Here is a 15,551-nt window from a genome sequence, read left to right on the forward strand (position 1 = left end):
TCGGGCTTCAAAGCTTTCCCACAAAAACCGGCCTCGCCGAGGCCGGGTGCGGCGCTCAGAACGCCGCGCGCACGCTCTGCGGCGGCTGCCACTGCTTGATGAAGGCCAGGCAGGCGTCGGCTTCCAGCGGCTTGGCCAGCCAGTAGCCCTGGATTTCGTCGCAGCCGTGCGCGCGCAGGAATTCCATCTGCTCTTCCAGCTCCACGCCTTCGGCGACCACGTTCAGGCCCAGCGAATGGGCCATGGTGATGACGGTGGTGGTGATGGCTTCGTCGTCCGGGTCGCGGGTCAGGTCGCTGATGAATTCCTTGTCGATCTTCAGCGTGTTGATCGGCAGGCGCTTGAGATACGCCAGCGACGAGTAGCCGGTGCCGAAGTCGTCCACCGCCAGCGCCACGCCGAGTTCGCGCAGCGCCTGCATGGTGTTGGAGGTGTGCGCGGCGTTGGACATCACCACGCTTTCGGTCAGTTCCAGCTCCAGCCGCCACGGCGGGATGCCGCTTTCGCTGAGCGCGCGGGCGACCATTTTCGGCAAGTCGCCGCGCAGCAGCTGGATCGCCGAGACGTTGACCGACACCGACAACTGGTCGAGCCCGTGCTGGCGCCACTGGCGCAGGCGGTTGCAGGCTTCGCGCATCGCCCACTCGCCGATCTCCAGGATCAGCCCGCTTTCCTCGGCCAGCGGGATGAACTGGGTCGGCGGGATGTTGCCGTACTCCGCGCTCTGCCAGCGCAGCAGCGCTTCCACGCCGGTGATGCGCGCCTCCGGCAGCGACAGCCGCGGCTGGAACACCAGGCGCAGCTCGTTGCGGTCGAGCACCTTGCGCAGCGCTGCGGAGATGGTCGCGCGCTGGCGGATCTCGATGTCCATCGCCTCGGTGTAGCGCATGAAGGTGCGCCGGCCGGCGGCCTTGGCCTGGTACATCGCGGTGTCGGCGTGCTTGAGCAGGTCGGTCGGCACCTGCGCATGGTCGGGATAGACGCTGATGCCGATCGATGGCGAAATCGCCACGTCGTGGCGCTCGTCGAAGTCCAGCGGCGATTCGAACGCCTTGATGATGCGCCGGGCCACGTCTTCGGCCTGCTCGGGCGTGTCCAGGTTCTCCAGCACCACGGTGAACTCGTCGCCGCCCAGGCGCGCGACGGTGTGTTCGGCGCCGACGGTTTCCTGCAACCGCACCGCGGCGGCGCGCAGGATGCGGTCGCCGGCGGCGTGGCCGAGCGAGTCGTTGATGTCCTTGAACCGGTCCAGATCGAGGAACAGCAGGGCGATGCGGTGGCCGTGGCGGCGCGCGCGCACGATCGCCCGCGACAGCCGCTCCGACAGCAGGGTGCGGTTGGGCAGGCTGGTCAGGGTGTCGTAGTTGGCGAGGTAACGCAGTTCCTGCTCGGCGCGCTTTTGGTCGGTGATGTCGGTCAGCACCGCCACGTAATGGCCGCGCTGGCCGCTGCTGTCGAGCACGATGGAGGCCTGCAGCCAGCACAGGAACTCGTTGCCGTCCTTGCGCTGCTGCCAGATCTCGCCCGACCAGCGGCCGCTGCGCTGCAGCTCGTCGCGCATGTCCGAATAGAACTCCGGATCGTGCTGGCGGCTGTCGAGCAGGCCGGTGGTCTGGCCGATGACTTCGTTCTCGGGATAGCCGGTCATGCGCGAGAACGCGGGATTGATCGAGACGAACACGAAGTCGCGGTCGAACACCGCCACCGCCTCGGCCATCGAGCGCAACACCTCGCTGGCGATGCGGCGTTCGCGCTCGGCGCTGCGCACCGCGGTGACGTCGCGGCCGGTGCCGGCCACGCGCACCGGATGGCCTTCGCCGTCGCGCTCGACCACCCGGCCGCGCGCCCGCACCCAGCCCCATTCGCCCTTGGGCGTGCGCATGCGGTGCTCGGACAGGAACAGCGCGGCGTCGCCCTTGAGGTGCTTGCGCAGCAGCTCGGCCACCCGCGGCAGGTCGTCGGGATGGATCTCGTGATCGTCGGCGATGTCGGCCTGCACGCCGATTTCCGGCGATTGCGCGTTGTGGTCGTCCACGCGCATGCGGTGCAGTTCGCGCCGGGTCAGGTCGTAGTCCCAGAACTGTTCGCCGGAGGCCCACAGCGCCAGTTTCAGGCGTTCTTCGCGTTCGCGGATCTGGGTGAAGTAGCCGCGTTCGCGGATCTGGGTGAAGTAGCCGCGTTCGCGCTGGCGCGCGCGGTGCCAGCGCCAGCCGAAGCTCAGCAGCACGCCGAGCGCGGCCAGGGCCGCGGCGGCGATCGCCAGCGGGTGCCGCCACAGCGGTGGGTCGACGCTGACCGGGATGGTCAGTTCCTGGGTGTTCCACACCCCGTCGCGGTTGGTCGATTGGGCGCGGAACAGATAGCGCCCCGGCGGCAGGCGGGTGTAGGTGATGTCCTGGCGCGGGCCGTTGTCGATCCAGTCGCGGTCGAACCCGTCCATGCGGTAGCGATAGCGGATGCCGCTGTTGGGGCCGAAGTCGAGCGCGCCGATGCGCAGGCGCAGGATGCCGGCGCCGTCGGGGATCTCCAGCTTGGACGACTGCCACAGCGCGCTGGAGCCGGCGCTGGTGTCCGAACCGATCCAGGCGCCGAGCAGGCGCACCGGCGGGGTGTAGCGCGAATCGGCGATGCGCGCCGGGTCGAACAGGTTGAGCCCGCGCACGCCGCCGAAGGCCAGGCGCCCGTCGGCCAGCGCGGCGACCGCACCGGCGTTGAATTCCAGATCCTGCAGGCCGTCGGCCAGGCCGTAGCGGCGCACCAGCGAGGCGCCCGGGTCGAAGCGCAGGATGCCGTTGTCGGTGCCCAGCCACAGACGGCCGTCGGGGCGTTCGGCGAGGGTGAACACCACCGGCACCGGATGGTCGCCCAGCACCTCGGCCAGCGGGTGTTCGAAGCGGATGCGGCCGTCGCCGAATTCCACCACCCGGCTCAGCCCGGCCTGGGTGCCGACCCAGATCGAGCCGTCGGCGGACTGGTGCAGCGCGCGCACCGTGTTGCCCGGCAGGCTGTCGGCCTGGTCGGTGACGTGGCGGTAATGGCGCAGGTAACCGGTCTTGGGATCGAGCAGGTCCAGGCCGTCGCCGGTGCCGAACCAGATCCGGCCGGCGCGGTCTTCCAAGATGGCGTTGACGCGCGGGTGGCTGAGCCCCTTGGGATCGCCTTCGCGGTAGGCATAGCGCACCAGCACGCCGGTGTCGGGCAGGTAGTGCAGCGCGCCGATCTCGTCGCCGCCGAGCCACAGGCTGCCGTCGCGGGCGAAGCGCAGCGAGCGCAGGGCCGCGTCCTTGTAGCCGCGCAGGTCGACCGCCTCGATCCGGCCGGTGCCCGGGTCCAGCCGCAGCAGGCCGCTGGCGGTGGCCAGCCACAGGCGCCCGGGCGGCGTGGCCCTGCGCGCGGTGGCGGCGCTTTTTGCAGCGGCGCTGGTCGTGGCAGCGCCGTTCGCGGCCGCGCCGGCCGGGTCCGCCGCGTGTTCGGGTTCGCGCGCGATCGCGGTGATCCGGCGCGAAGCCGCCGGCAGCAGCGCGGTCATGTCCTGGAAGCGGTCGCCGGACAGGTCGTAGCGGCGCAGGTGGGCGTTGTCGGTGCCGATCCAGATCGCGCCGCTGTCGTCCTGGGCCAGGGCGCGGATGCTGGCGTCGGCGGCGGCGCGGTCGGGGCGCGAGTCTTCCAGGTCCAGCACGTAGCTGAAGCGGGTGCCGCGCGGATCGGCCACGGCCACGCCGCGGAACAGGCCGCCGGCCCACAGCAGTCCGCCCTGGTCGACCATCAGCGTGTCGATGGTGTCTTCCGGCAGGCTCGCCTCGACCCCGGGCTCGGCGTGGATGCGCTGGCTGTGGCCGGTCTCCGGGTCATAGCGGTACAGGCCGCTGCCGAAGCCGGCGATCCACAGCCGGTGGTCGTGCGCCTCGACCAGGGCGCGCGCGTCGCGCAGCCCGGCCAGGTCTTCGTCTTCGATCTTGACCAGCACGCCGGTGCGGCCGTCGAGCCGGTACAGGCCGTCGGCGCCGCCGGCCCAGAGCACGCCGCGGTGGTCGAGGGCGAGGCTGCGCAGCGCGATCGGCGCGCCGATGCGCTCGACCCGGCCATCGGGTTTGATTCGGTGCAGGCCAGCCGAGCTGGCGAACCAGGCGCTGCCGTCGCCGCCCTGGACCAGGCCCTGCCAGGGCGCGGCGCGGGCGGCCTCGCCGGGCAGCGCCAGCAGCAGCTCGCGCGCGCCGGTCTGCGGGTCCAGCCGCTCCAGGCCGGCGAGGGTGCCGATCAGCACCTGCTCGCGCCACGGCAGCAGCGCGACCACCTGGCGCCCGGCCTGCGCTTCCGGCGCGCCGTAGCGGTGGATGCTGCCGCTGGCCAGGTCCAGCCGCGCCAGATATTCCGAATGGGTGCCGATCCACAGCGCGCGCTGGCCGTCCAGGGCCAGCGCGGTGACATGGCTGTCGGGCAGGCTGGCCGGGTCGCGCGGATCGTGGCGGTAGGCGACGTAGCGCTGGCCGTCGTAGCGGTGCAGGCCGCCCTGGGTGCCGACCCAGACGAAGCCGTGCGCGTCCTGGGCGAACGCGGTCACCGAGTTCTGGCTCAGGCCCAGCTCGCTGCCCAGGCGCGAAAAATAGAAATCGCGGGTCGCCGCGGCCACGGGCTGCGGCCACGTCGCCACCCACAGCACGGCGGCGATCACAACAGCGGTCAGCAGGGTGGCGGGGGAGAAAGGACGCACGGACACCGTGGCGCAGGCACGCAAGAGCCGCAGTGTAGGCAGGCGCTGATGGCGGCAACAAGCTCTCGCGCGGCCCGGCCTTGCGGCGCGCGTGTAATGGCCTGCAAAACCGTGCGCTCGGCGCGGCCGCGCGCATCGTCCGTGTAGGCCGCGTGAGGATCGGCGCGGCGCCGGCCGCGCGCGCTAAACTGCCGGCAATCCCCCTTCATTGGCGTGCCCGTGCCCGCAAACCAACTTCCCCTGTTGTCCGAGGTCGAGGCCGAAAGCCAGGCCCTGACCCTGAGCACCTCCGCCTCCGAATTGCACGGCGCGCTGTGCGGCTGGCTCGCCGGCGGCGGCGCCGACGTGCGCGAATGGCCGGCCAAGGTGCTCGCCGACGCTTCCACCGCGACCCCGGCCGCCGACGGCGCGCTCGATCGCCTGCGCCAGGCCAGCGCGGCGCAGATGGGCGACGACGAATTCGGCTTCGAACTGCTGCTGCCCGGCGCCGAGGCCTCGCTGAGCGAGCGCAGCGGCGCGCTGTTCGACTGGTGCCGCGGTTTCCTCGGCGGCTTCGGCCTGGCCGCGGGCGCCGCGCCCAACCTGTCGGAGGAAAGCCGCGAAGCGCTCGGCGACCTGGCCAAGTTCGCCGCCACCGCGCCGCAGGAAGAGGGCGACGAGGAAGACGAAGAGGCGTTGACCGAACTGGAAGAGTTCGTGCGCATCGCCGCGCTCGGCCTGCACGGCGATGTGGTCCTGGCCGCGCGCCGCCGGCAGCGGTTGAACTGAAATGCAGGCCGCGCTGACCATGCCGGACAAGGCCTACGCGCGCCGGCGCCGGCAGTTGATGGAAATGGCCGGGCCCGATGCGATCGTGATCGTGCCCTCGGCGCACGAGCTGGTGCGCAGCCGCGACACCCACTACCCGTTCCGCCAGGATTCCGACCTGAGCTATCTCAGCGGTTTCCCCGAGCCCGAATCGGTGCTGGTGCTGGTGCCCGGCCGCGCCCACGGCGAGGTGCTGCTGTTCTGCCGCGAGCGCGACCGCGAGCGCGAAGCCTGGGACGGCCCGCGCTACGGCCCGGAAGACGCGGTCGAGGCGTTCGGCCTGGACGATGCGTACCCGATCACCGACCTCGACGACATCCTGCCCGGCCTGCTGGAAGGCCGTTCGCGGGTGTACTACCACTTCGGCCGCGACGTCGAGTTCGACCTGCAGCTGATCGGCTGGCTCAACCGGGTGCGGGCGATGGTGCGCCAGGGCGCGCAGCCGCCGCACGAGTTCCTGGAACTGGGCCACCTGCTCGACGAACTGCGCCTGTTCAAGGACCGCGACGAACTGCGCTTCATGCAGCGCGCCGCCGACATCAGCGTGCTCGCCCACGAAGCGGCGATGCGCGCGGCGCGGCCGGGCATGCACGAATTCGAACTGCAGGCGGAGATCGAATGCGTGTTCCGCCGCTTCGATGCCGAGCCGGCCTACGGCAGCATCGTCGGCACCGGCGCCAACGCCTGCGTGCTGCACTACCGCGCCAACCGCGCGCAGTCGCGCGACGGCGAACTGATCCTGATCGACGCCGGCGCCGAGTACCGCGGCTACGCCGCCGACATCACCCGCACCTTCCCGGTCAACGGCCGCTTCACGCCCGAACAGCGCGCGCTGCACGACCTGGTCGGCGCGGCCCAGGCCGCGGCGCTAGCGCAGGCGCGGCCGGGCGCGACCTACGAAGCCGGCCATAACGCCGCGGTGCAGACGCTGACCGAAGGCCTGCTGCGGCTGGGCCTGCTCAAGGGCACGCTGGAGCGCAACCTCGCCGACGGCCACTACAAGCGCTTCTACCGGCACAAGACCGGGCACTGGCTGGGCATGGACGTGCACGACGTCGGCGAATACCGCATCGACGGCGAATCGCGCCTGCTCGAACCGGGCATGGTGTTCACCATCGAACCGGGCCTGTACGTTTCGCCCGACGACAGCACGGTGGAACCCAAGTGGCGCGGCATCGGCATCCGCACTGAGGACGACGTGGCGATCACCAAGGAAGGCCACGAGGTCCTGACCGCGCGGCTGGCGCGCAGCGCCGACGAGATCGAAGCGTTGATGGCGCAGCGGCGGGCGGCTTAGGTCCGCGGACGGCCGGTTGCCGCGCAACTCAACCATCGTCATGCCCGCGAAGGCGGGCATCCAGGGCTTCACCGGTGCATGGCTCTGAAGTCTCTGGATCCCCGCCTTCGCGGGGATGACGGTCTGGAAGAGGCGCCACGAACTCGAAAGAGACCCCGCGAAACCCTCCTATCGTCATGCCCGCGAAGGCGGGCATCCAGGGCTTTATCGCGGCATGACTCTGAAGTCTCTGGATCCCCGCGTTCGCGGGGATGACGGGGTGAGAGAGGCGTCGCGAGGTCGAAAGAAACGCCGCGCGCACCCACCTAACGTCATGCCCGCGAAGGCGGGCATCCAGGGCTTTATCGCGACATGACTCTGAAGTCTCTGGATCCCCGTGTTCGCGGGGATGACGGGGTGAGGGGGCGCCGCGAACTCGAAAGAAACGACGCGCAACCCACCTATCGTCATGTCGGCGTGAAAGCAGCGCCTAGAGCGAATCGACAACGCAGCGACTGTAGGAGCGGCGCGAGCCGCGACCGCGACACCTCGCTCGCGGCGAAGGTTTCGGCGCAGTCGCGTTGGCGCAGTCGCGTTATCGCAGTCGCGGCTCGCGCCGCTCCTACAGGTCGACTTCCGTCATTCCCGCGGCCCCAGCGTCTGCATCACCAACTCCACGAACCGGCTCAGCTTCGGCACCGGCTGGCGGTCGCGCGGGTACAGCAGGTGCACCGGCCGCGGCGGCGGCAGGTCGTTTTCGAACAGCGGCACCAGGCGGCCGGCGGCGATGTCTTCGGCCAGCAGCACCTCGGGCTGCAGCACGATCCCGCAGCCGTCCAGCGCCGCGCGCCGCAGCGCTTCGCCGTGGTTGGAGGCGAACCGGCCGCTGAGCTGCAAGGCCTCGCCGCCGAGGCTGGCGAAGCGCCAGCCGGCGTTGGGATGCCACAGCAGGTGGTTGAGGCAGCTGTGCCCGGCCAGCTCGGCCGGGCTCGCCGGCGTGCCGCGCTCGCGCAGGTACGACGGCGCCGCGCAGACCATCATCCGGTACGGCCGCAGCGGCCGCGCGACCAGGCGGTCGGAATCGGCCAGCGGGCCGATCCGGATCGCCGCATCGATGCCCTCGGCGATCAGGTCGGTCATGCGGTCCTCCAGCGCCAGGTCCACGCTGACCTCGGGATAGGCGCGCAGATAAGCGGTGACCAGCGGCGCGATCGAGACCGTGCCCAGGGTCAGCGGCGCGCTGACGCGCAGATGACCGCGCGGACGCGCGCCATCGCCGAGCCGCTCGCTGACGGTCTCGGCGCGGCGCACCTGTTCCAGCACCTGCCGCGCCTCGACCAGGAACGCCGCGCCGACCTCGGTCAGGCGCTGCTTGCGGGTGTCGCGCTGCAGCAGCCGCGCGCCCAGGCGCTCTTCGAGCTGGCGGATGTGCTTGCCGACCATCACCGCCGACAGCCGCTGCGCCTGCGCGGCGGCGGCGAAGCTGCCGGTGTCGGCGACCGAAACGAACACCGCCATCGCGCGCAGCAGGTCCATGGCTAACTCAGGGTTAGGGGTGCGCGAAATGCTAGCGCATTCACCGTGCCCGGCCGGGCGCGCAGACTGGGCGCCTGTTCTCCTTCCCCCTAGGAATCGTCATGAAGATCCTGCTTGTCGGCGCCACCGGCACTCTCGGCCGCGCCATCGCCCAGACCCTGTCCCACCACGAGATCCTCGCTGCGGGCCGCAGCAGCGCGCAGTACCCGGTTGACATCACCGACGACGCCAGCGTCGAGGCGCTGTTGCGCAAGACCGGCAAGCTCGACGCCATCGTTTCCGCCGCCGGCGCGCTGCACTTCGGCCCGCTGACGCAGATGAAGCCGGCCGAGTTCGCCATCGGCCTCAACGACAAGCTGCTCGGCCAAGTGCGGCTGGCGCTGCTGGGCCAGCACTCTCTCAACGATGGCGGCTCGATCACCCTGACCACCGGCATCGTCTCGGCCGAGCCGATCCGCGGCGGCGTCAACGCCAGCGCGGTCAACCGCGCGCTGGAAGGTTTCGTCGCCGGCGCCGCCTGCGAACTGCCGCGCGGGCTGCGCATCAACGCGGTCAGCCCGAACGTGCTGAGCGAATCGATGGACGCCTACGGCGCGTTCTTCCCCGGCTTCGAGCCGGTGCCGGCCGCGCGCGCGGCGCTGGCCTACCAGCGCAGCGTCGAGGGCGTGCAGAGCGGGCGCACCATCGAAGTCTGGTGAGTCTCGCGGCGGCTCGGGCAGGCGCTGCGCGGCCTGCCCGGGCACGCAGCGCCAATCCTGCGGGGTGCGCGCGCAGGTGTCGCTATAACCGGCCTGCGAGCCCGAGGCGTTGCGCTCTTGTGGGAGGGCCTTCAGGCCCGAAGCTCTTCGCTCAGGTCGCGGCTATCTGAAACAAAAGCCTCGGGCCTGAAGGCCCTCCCACAAGAGCGGGCGCTGAAGGCCTGCCTGCAAGCACCGAAGCCGCTACTCGGCCCCGTCGCGCTTGAGCACCGCCTTGCCGCTGGCGTGATCGACCGGCGCGGAAGTGTGCTCGTGCACGATCTTCCAGCCCTCGCCGCGACGCTCCAGCACCAGGCTGATGCGGTTGTCGAGCGAGCGCAGGCGGGCGCCGTCGGCGGTGTGCGCCGCAAAGGTGAGCACGGCGTGGCCGTAAGCCAGCGCGCCGTCGGCGCGCGACTGCGCCTGGGCGTAAGTCACCGCCACCGTCTCCGCACCGAGCGAGGAGAACCAGTCCTGCGCCATCGCCCGCCACGCCGGCAGGCCGCGCAGTTCCCAGCGGCCCCACAGGTCGAACACGTGCACGTCGTCGGCGTAGAGCGCGGCGAAGGCGTCGGCGTCCTTGGCTGCGACCGCTGCGGCATATGCGTCGAGCGCGGCGAGGAAGGGATCGTGGGTATCGCTCATCGCGGCGCTCCGGTGGCAGTGGGGCGGGACGCGGCGCTCAGGCCGCGGCGAATCCTTCGCGGGTCAGGTTGATCGGCGCGTCGTCGGTGCAGACCACATCGTCCTCGATGCGGATGCCGCCGAACGGGCGGAACCCATCGATGCGCGCCCAATCCACGCTGTCGCGGTGCTCGCCGCGCTGCAGGCCGTCGAGCAGCAGATCGACGAAGTACAGCCCCGGCTCGATCGTCACCGCCATGCCCGGCTCCAGCACCCGGGTCAGGCGCAGATACGGATGCCCGGCGGGCTTGTCGATGCGCCCGCCGCGGTCGCTGGCGGCGAAGCCGGCGACTTCGTGCACCTGCAGGCCGATGCCGTGGCCGATGCCGTGCGGGAAGAACACGTTGCTGACGCCGTTGGCCACCGCCGCTTCCGGCGAGATCTTGAGCACGCCGAAGTCCTTGAGGATGCCGGCCAGGGCCAGATGCGCGTCCAGGTGCAGTTGCTTGTAGTCGAAGCCGGCGCGGACCTGCGCGCACATGCGCTGCTGGGCCGCGTCGACCGCGTCGATCAGCGCCTGGAACTCGCCGTCGGTATCGCCTGCGTAGGTGCGGGTGATGTCGCAGGCGTAGCCGGCGTGGCTGGCGCCGGCGTCGATCAGGAAGCTGCGCAGTTGCTCCGGCGCTTCGCGGCCGAGTTCCATGTAGTGCAGCACTGCGCCGTTTTGGTTCAGCGCGACGATGTTGCCGTAGGGCAGTTCGTTGGCGTCCTGGCGCGCGGCGGCGCAGTAGGCCAGGTGGATGTCGAACTCGCTGGCGCCGGCGCGGAACGCGGCCTCGGCGGCGCGGTGCGCGCGCACGCCCTTGCGGGTGGCTTCGCGCATCATCGCCACTTCGTAGGGCGTCTTGAACGCGCGGTGGTATTCCAGGTAGTCGATCACCGCCTGCGGATTGTTCGGCGCGTAATCGCCGAGCGCGCTCTGCGGCTCGCCGAGGATGGCGCAGCGCGCCGGATCCTTGGGCAGATGCGGCAGCGCGTCGGCCGGCTCGCGGATCACGATCACTTCGAAGTGCTCGACCCAGGCGCCGCTGGGCGCCTGCGGCACCACGTGCCAGTAATCGAAGGGCTGCAGGTAGATCAGCTTGGGCGTAGCGCCGGGGGTGAAGACCAGCCAGCTGCCGGGGTTGCGCACCAGCGGCACCCAGGCCTTGAACTGCGGGTTGACCGCGTAGGGATAGTCGCGGTCGTCGAAGACCTGGTAATGCAGGGTGCCGCTGGGGACCACCAGATGGTCGAAGCCGCCGCGTTCCAGCGCTTGCGCGGCGCGGCGCTGCTGTTCGGCGAAATGCTGCGCGTAAAGATCGGCGGGGGCGGCGGAAGCGGTCATGGCGGCGGGCTGGGTGCTGGCGGGGAGGCCGGAATCGCCATTTTGCCGCATCTGTGCGGGGTGGGGCTTGCGGGATTGGGTGTGGTTTGGGGGAGGCGCGGCCCTCACCCCAACCCGCGCCCCGGCCCGAACGCAGAGCGTTCGGGCGTTCGGTGCTGCGCGAGCCGATGGCTCGCAAGCGCAGCCCCTCACCCCGCAAGCGGGAGAGGGGCTCAAAAGCGAGGTGCCAATGGCTGTTCCTTCTCCCGCTCGCGGGAGAAGAGCCTGCCCTCGAAGCGCTTTTGATCGGGGGTGCCCCGAAGGGGCGGATGAGGGCCGCGACGCCCCCTTATTCGTAACTCCCACCCGGCGAATCCAGCCACTGCCGCAAATGCACCATCCCGTCCTCAGGCATCGCGATGAAGCGGAACCCGGCCCAGTTCTGCCCCGGCATGCTCGCGCTGTCCTGCCACAGCAGGTGCGCGCCGACTTCGATCGGCGCCTGCCGCGGCGCGTCGCGCAGGTCGAAGCGCAACTGGTACAGCGCGTCGTCGGTCAGCGCCGCACTGGCGATCATCATCATGCCGGTCTCCGACAGATTGCCGAGGTGGCCGATCACCTGTTCGGTCATGGTGTCGACCACCTGCACCGTGTCGACGATGCGGCGCCGGCGCGCGCGGCGGAATTCTTCGCTCATGCCCGCTCCACTGACGGCCGCCCCGCTCACGTGGGTTCGCCTTGCGCCGACGCGGCCTCGTCGCGGCCGCGCCCGCCGAAACCGCGCAGCGCGTCCAGCGCGGCATGCCAGGCGCGGTCGACCAGACGGCTGCGTTCCTGCTCGACCACCCGCGCCTGGCCGCGCGCCATCATCCGCGCCAGCGTGTCGAGCGAGTGCTCGGCCGCGCGCTGGCCGCGCTGATTGACGAACAAGGCGTTGTCGGTGACCGGGCTGAACCACGACAGCCGGCGCCGCACCGCGTCGCCCTGCTGGTTCTGCACGAATTCGAACCAGGTGCCGAACGGCAGCGCGCGCAGGCGTTCGAAGCAGGCCTGCTCGCGCTCGTCGCGCGGCGGCAGCGGCGCGCGCGGCGCCGCCGCGGTGGCGTTGTCTTCGCCCAGGCGGCTGCGCTGGCGCAGCTTCATCGCCAGCTCGGTGCGCGAGGCGGCGTCCTCGTTCGCGACCGGGCCGGCGGTGAGCTGGCGGGCGATCGCGCGCGCGTCGTCGCCGTGGTAGCCGACCAGGGTCAGCGCGTGTTCGATGTCGCCGTCCAGCCCGCGCAGCGCTTCGCTGCCGGCGCCCTGGTTGGCGGCGACGATCTGGCCGGTGATCTGCAACTGCCGCTGCCACGCCGGCGAATCCTCGCCGTGGCGCAGCTGGGTCAGGGTCAGCACGTCGGTCCAGGCCTGGTTGAGCAGGGTCTGGACGAAGCGCGGCAAGCGCTGGCCGGCGACGGTTTGTTCCAGCGCCTGCTGGGCGCGGCGCTTGGCCAGCTCCAGTTTTTCCTTGCCACGCGCGGCCTCGACGAAGCGCCGCTCGGCCACTTCGGCCTTGCGCGCCTGCGCGTGCAGGTGCTCCTGCAGGCGCTGGTTGGCCGAATCGAAGGACTGCGCCGAGCCGCGCTGTTCGACCACGTGCTCCACCGCCTGCCGCAGCGGCTCGTGCAGTTGCGGGTCGGCTTCCTCGTTCGGAGTCCAGCGCGCGCCGGCTTCGGCCACGGTGTTGAGCAGTTGCAGCGCCGGGTGGCCGTCGGCGGCCAGCAGCGAGCGGTCGCGCAGCGCGGCGTGCAGCAGCGGCGGCTGCAGGCGGTTGAGTAGGCTGGAGATCAGCGCGTCGCCGCGCAGGCGCTGTTCGATCTCGTCGAACAGCAGGCCCAGCAGCTCGAACGTGTCGCCGTCCTCGCGCGACAGCGCGGCGTCGGCGCCGGCGGCGCGGCGTTGGGCGAGCACGGCCTGGCGCAGGTCGGCGATCTTGCGCAGCGGCTGGGCGCCGCGCGCCGCGGCCTCGTCCAGGCGTTCGAGCCCGGCGACCAGTTCGGCGGTGGACAGCGGCGCCGGCGGCTGCGGCGCATCGGGTTGCGCGGTGCGCGGGCGCAGCTTGTCGACCAGGTCGCGGCGATCGGCCAGCCAGCGCTGCAAGGTGGCGAAGTCGGGCGCGCCGTCGGCGGCGGCCGGGGCGGTGGTCCAGGCGGTGTACGGGCGCGGACCGGCCGGGCGCGTATCGGCGTCGGCCGCGGGTTGCGCGGGGTCGGCGCCGCGCGCGGCCGTTTCGGCCGCCGGCGCCGGCTTGTCCTGCGCCTGCGGGCGCGTGCGCAGCGGCACGAACGACAGGCTGGGCAGCACGTTCTCGCGCACCAGCAACTGGTTCATCGATTCCACCAGCGCGGCATAGCCGAGCATCACCTGCTGGTCGAACACCCGGTACAGGTCCAGGCGCGATTCGGGCGAAATCTGCAGCGGCTGGCAGGCCTGGGCGAAGCCGCGGATCAGCCGCTGCGGGCCGACCGGCAGGCGCTCGCAATCGAACGCCGGCATCCCGGCGAGCACGCCGAAGCGCTGGCCCAGCAGCATCAGGCCGAGCCCGGCGCGCGATTCGTGGCGGCTGGACAGGCTGCGCAGCACGGTGTTTTCGTCGACTTCGCTGTCGTCGACCAACCGAAGCTCCCGAAACTCAGGCGCCGCAGTCGTAGCCGAGCGCGACATCCCTACCGCCGCCTCCCTGACCCCCGACAACGAAGCCTCCAACCCCGACAAATACCGAGGAATCAAATCCGAGCGCCGCAACCGCACCAGCCGCAGCGTCTCCAGATAGCCCGACTGCAACCCGGGGTTGCGGGCCTGGTCGGCCTGGCGGAACAGCTGCTGCTCGAACTCGGCCAGCATCCGTTCCATCTGCGGCGCGATCTCGTCGCTCACCAGGGCATACAACTGCTCCAGCAGGCGGCGCACGCGGCGTGGCAATACGGCCGTGGCCAAAGTGGCGCGCGGCGAAGCGTTCAAGGGATCGAACGTGGCGGGCATGTGCATTCGGAACGGACGACCGCGAAATATAACCACGCCTCCCCGGCGCCCGCCCAGCCCGACGGTACCGGGCGCAGCGAACGGCCGACAGGAGGCGACCATTGGCACAAACGCTTTGTCCCCGAAGCGCCGGCCAAACTCAGTCTCGGTGCCGGGATGTGTCTGAGCCGTGATGCCGCCGGTGCCGGCGGATTCAGTTTCCGGCGTGCGGGTCGGCCGGCTCGTCGGCGCCCAGGAACAAGGCCACCACGTCGTTGGTGAAGCGCTGGCCCAGCTCGGTCGGGCGGACCCGGTCGCCGTCGCGCTGCAGCCAGCCGGCGGCCTGCGCGGCGTCCAGCTGCGGCGCGATCTGCGCGCGCGACAGGCCGGTGGAGGCCTCGAACGAATCCAGCGAGAAGCCCTCGACCAGCCGCAAGGTATTGAGCATGTATTCGAACGGCCGCCGCGACGGCGCGATCCGGTCGTCGCCGCCGATCGCCTCGGCGCGGCCGGCCTGGGCCAGGTAGGCGGTGGGGTGCTTGAGCTTCCAGCGGCGCAGGATCGCCTGCTCGGCGCCGAGGCTGATCTTGGCGTGCGCGCCGGCGCCGATGCCCAGGTAGTCGCCGTAGCGCCAGTAATTGAGGTTGTGCTGGCACTGCCGCCCCGGCCGCGCGTAGGCGCTGACCTCGTACTGGCGGTAGCCGCGTTGCGCCAGCAGCGCCTGGCAGCGTTCCTGGATGTCCCAGGCGTTGTCCTCGTCCGGGATGCCCTGCGGCGGCCGTGCGGCGAACACGGTGTTGGGTTCCAGGGTCAGCTGGTAGTGCGAGATATGCGCCGGCTCCAGCGCTAACGCCCGCTCCAGGTCGTATTCGGCCATGGCCAGGGTCTGGCCGGGCAGGGCGTACATCAGGTCGAGGTTGAGGTTGTCGAAGCCGGCGTCCTGGGCCAGCTTCACCGCCGCCTCGGCCTCGGCGCTGCCGTGGATCCGCCCGAGCCGCTGCAGGCAGCCGTCGTCGAAGCTCTGGATGCCGAAGCTCAGCCGGTTGACCCCGGCCGCCTTGTACAGCTCGAAGCGGCCGTGCTCGGCGGTGCCCGGGTTGGTCTCCAGGGTGATCTCGCAGCCCGGGGCGAAGCGCAGGCGCGCGCTGGCCGCCTGCAGGAAGCGCTCGATCGCCTCCGGCGGGAACAGGCTCGGGGTGCCGCCGCCGAAGAACACGCTGTGCACGGTGCGGCCCCAGACCAGCGGCAGGTCGTACTCCAGGTCGGCGATCAGCGCATCGACATAGGCCGCGAACGGCGGCGCGCCGCGGGCCTCGTGCGAGTTGAAGTCGCAGTACGGGCATTTGCGCACGCACCAGGGCAGGTGCACGTACAGCGACAGCGGCGGGGGAACGAGGGCGACGCTCAATGGGCTAGGGCCGGGCGCAGGGCCCGGAACTCGAGGCGGGGAAGGCGGGCAGTTTACTGGGCCGCGCGCGCCAGGGCACGGCAGGGGCG

At 71.1% G+C, this 15,551-nt stretch carries 10 protein-coding genes; 3 read left to right on the forward strand and 7 right to left on the reverse strand.

Features of this window, described 5'->3' with window-relative positions:
• Positions 1–55: 55 nt before the first annotated feature.
• Entirely contained in the window at positions 56–4,711 is a 4,656-nt protein-coding gene (locus BLU84_RS24995; RefSeq protein WP_139175250.1) for an EAL domain-containing protein, read from the reverse strand.
• A 219-nt stretch (positions 4,712–4,930) separates the two neighbouring features.
• Here BLU84_RS24995 and BLU84_RS25000 point away from each other — a divergent pair, with 219 nt between their 5' ends.
• The gene (locus tag BLU84_RS25000; RefSeq protein WP_074873663.1) at positions 4,931–5,479 is read left to right on the forward strand and encodes a UPF0149 family protein; all 549 of its coding nucleotides are present in this window, start codon (positions 4,931–4,933) and stop codon (positions 5,477–5,479) included.
• A 1-nt stretch (position 5,480) separates the two neighbouring features.
• Positions 5,481–6,815 (forward strand): aminopeptidase P N-terminal domain-containing protein, encoded by a 1,335-nt coding sequence (locus BLU84_RS25005; protein ID WP_074873665.1) that lies wholly within the window; start codon positions 5,481–5,483, stop codon positions 6,813–6,815.
• A gap of 618 nt (positions 6,816–7,433) precedes the next feature.
• On the opposite strand, the gene BLU84_RS25010 is transcribed toward BLU84_RS25005, so the two are convergent.
• Complete coding sequence (locus tag BLU84_RS25010; protein WP_074873666.1) at positions 7,434–8,330, reverse strand: LysR family transcriptional regulator; 897 nt, start codon at positions 8,328–8,330, stop codon at positions 7,434–7,436.
• A 101-nt stretch (positions 8,331–8,431) separates the two neighbouring features.
• Between BLU84_RS25010 and BLU84_RS25015 the strand changes: the two genes are divergently transcribed.
• Complete coding sequence (locus BLU84_RS25015) at positions 8,432–9,028, forward strand: short chain dehydrogenase (protein WP_074873668.1); 597 nt, start codon at positions 8,432–8,434, stop codon at positions 9,026–9,028.
• Between the two features lie 243 nt (positions 9,029–9,271).
• On the opposite strand, the gene BLU84_RS25020 is transcribed toward BLU84_RS25015, so the two are convergent.
• The 5 genes from BLU84_RS25020 to hemW all read right to left on the reverse strand — a co-directional run bounded on the left by BLU84_RS25020 (position 9,272) and on the right by hemW (position 15,462).
• Positions 9,272–9,712 carry a YybH family protein gene (locus BLU84_RS25020; protein ID WP_074873670.1) on the reverse strand — a complete coding sequence of 147 codons (441 nt, stop codon included), beginning with the start codon at positions 9,710–9,712 and terminating at the stop codon, positions 9,272–9,274.
• A 37-nt stretch (positions 9,713–9,749) separates the two neighbouring features.
• Positions 9,750–11,078, reverse strand: a complete 1,329-nt coding sequence (gene pepQ / locus BLU84_RS25025) for a Xaa-Pro dipeptidase (RefSeq protein ID WP_074873672.1) — start codon at positions 11,076–11,078, stop codon at positions 9,750–9,752.
• A 328-nt stretch (positions 11,079–11,406) separates the two neighbouring features.
• Complete coding sequence (locus BLU84_RS25030; protein WP_074873673.1) at positions 11,407–11,754, reverse strand: PilZ domain-containing protein; 348 nt, start codon at positions 11,752–11,754, stop codon at positions 11,407–11,409.
• A gap of 26 nt (positions 11,755–11,780) precedes the next feature.
• Complete coding sequence (locus BLU84_RS25035; protein ID WP_074873715.1) at positions 11,781–14,075, reverse strand: DUF1631 family protein; 2,295 nt, start codon at positions 14,073–14,075, stop codon at positions 11,781–11,783.
• Between the two features lie 193 nt (positions 14,076–14,268).
• Positions 14,269–15,462, reverse strand: a complete 1,194-nt coding sequence (gene hemW / locus BLU84_RS25040; RefSeq protein WP_074873674.1) for a radical SAM family heme chaperone HemW — start codon at positions 15,460–15,462, stop codon at positions 14,269–14,271.
• Positions 15,463–15,551: the final 89 nt, after the last annotated feature.

Origin of the sequence: Lysobacter enzymogenes (assembly GCF_900106525.1) — a bacterium.
GTDB lineage: Bacteria > Pseudomonadota > Gammaproteobacteria > Xanthomonadales > Xanthomonadaceae > Lysobacter > Lysobacter enzymogenes.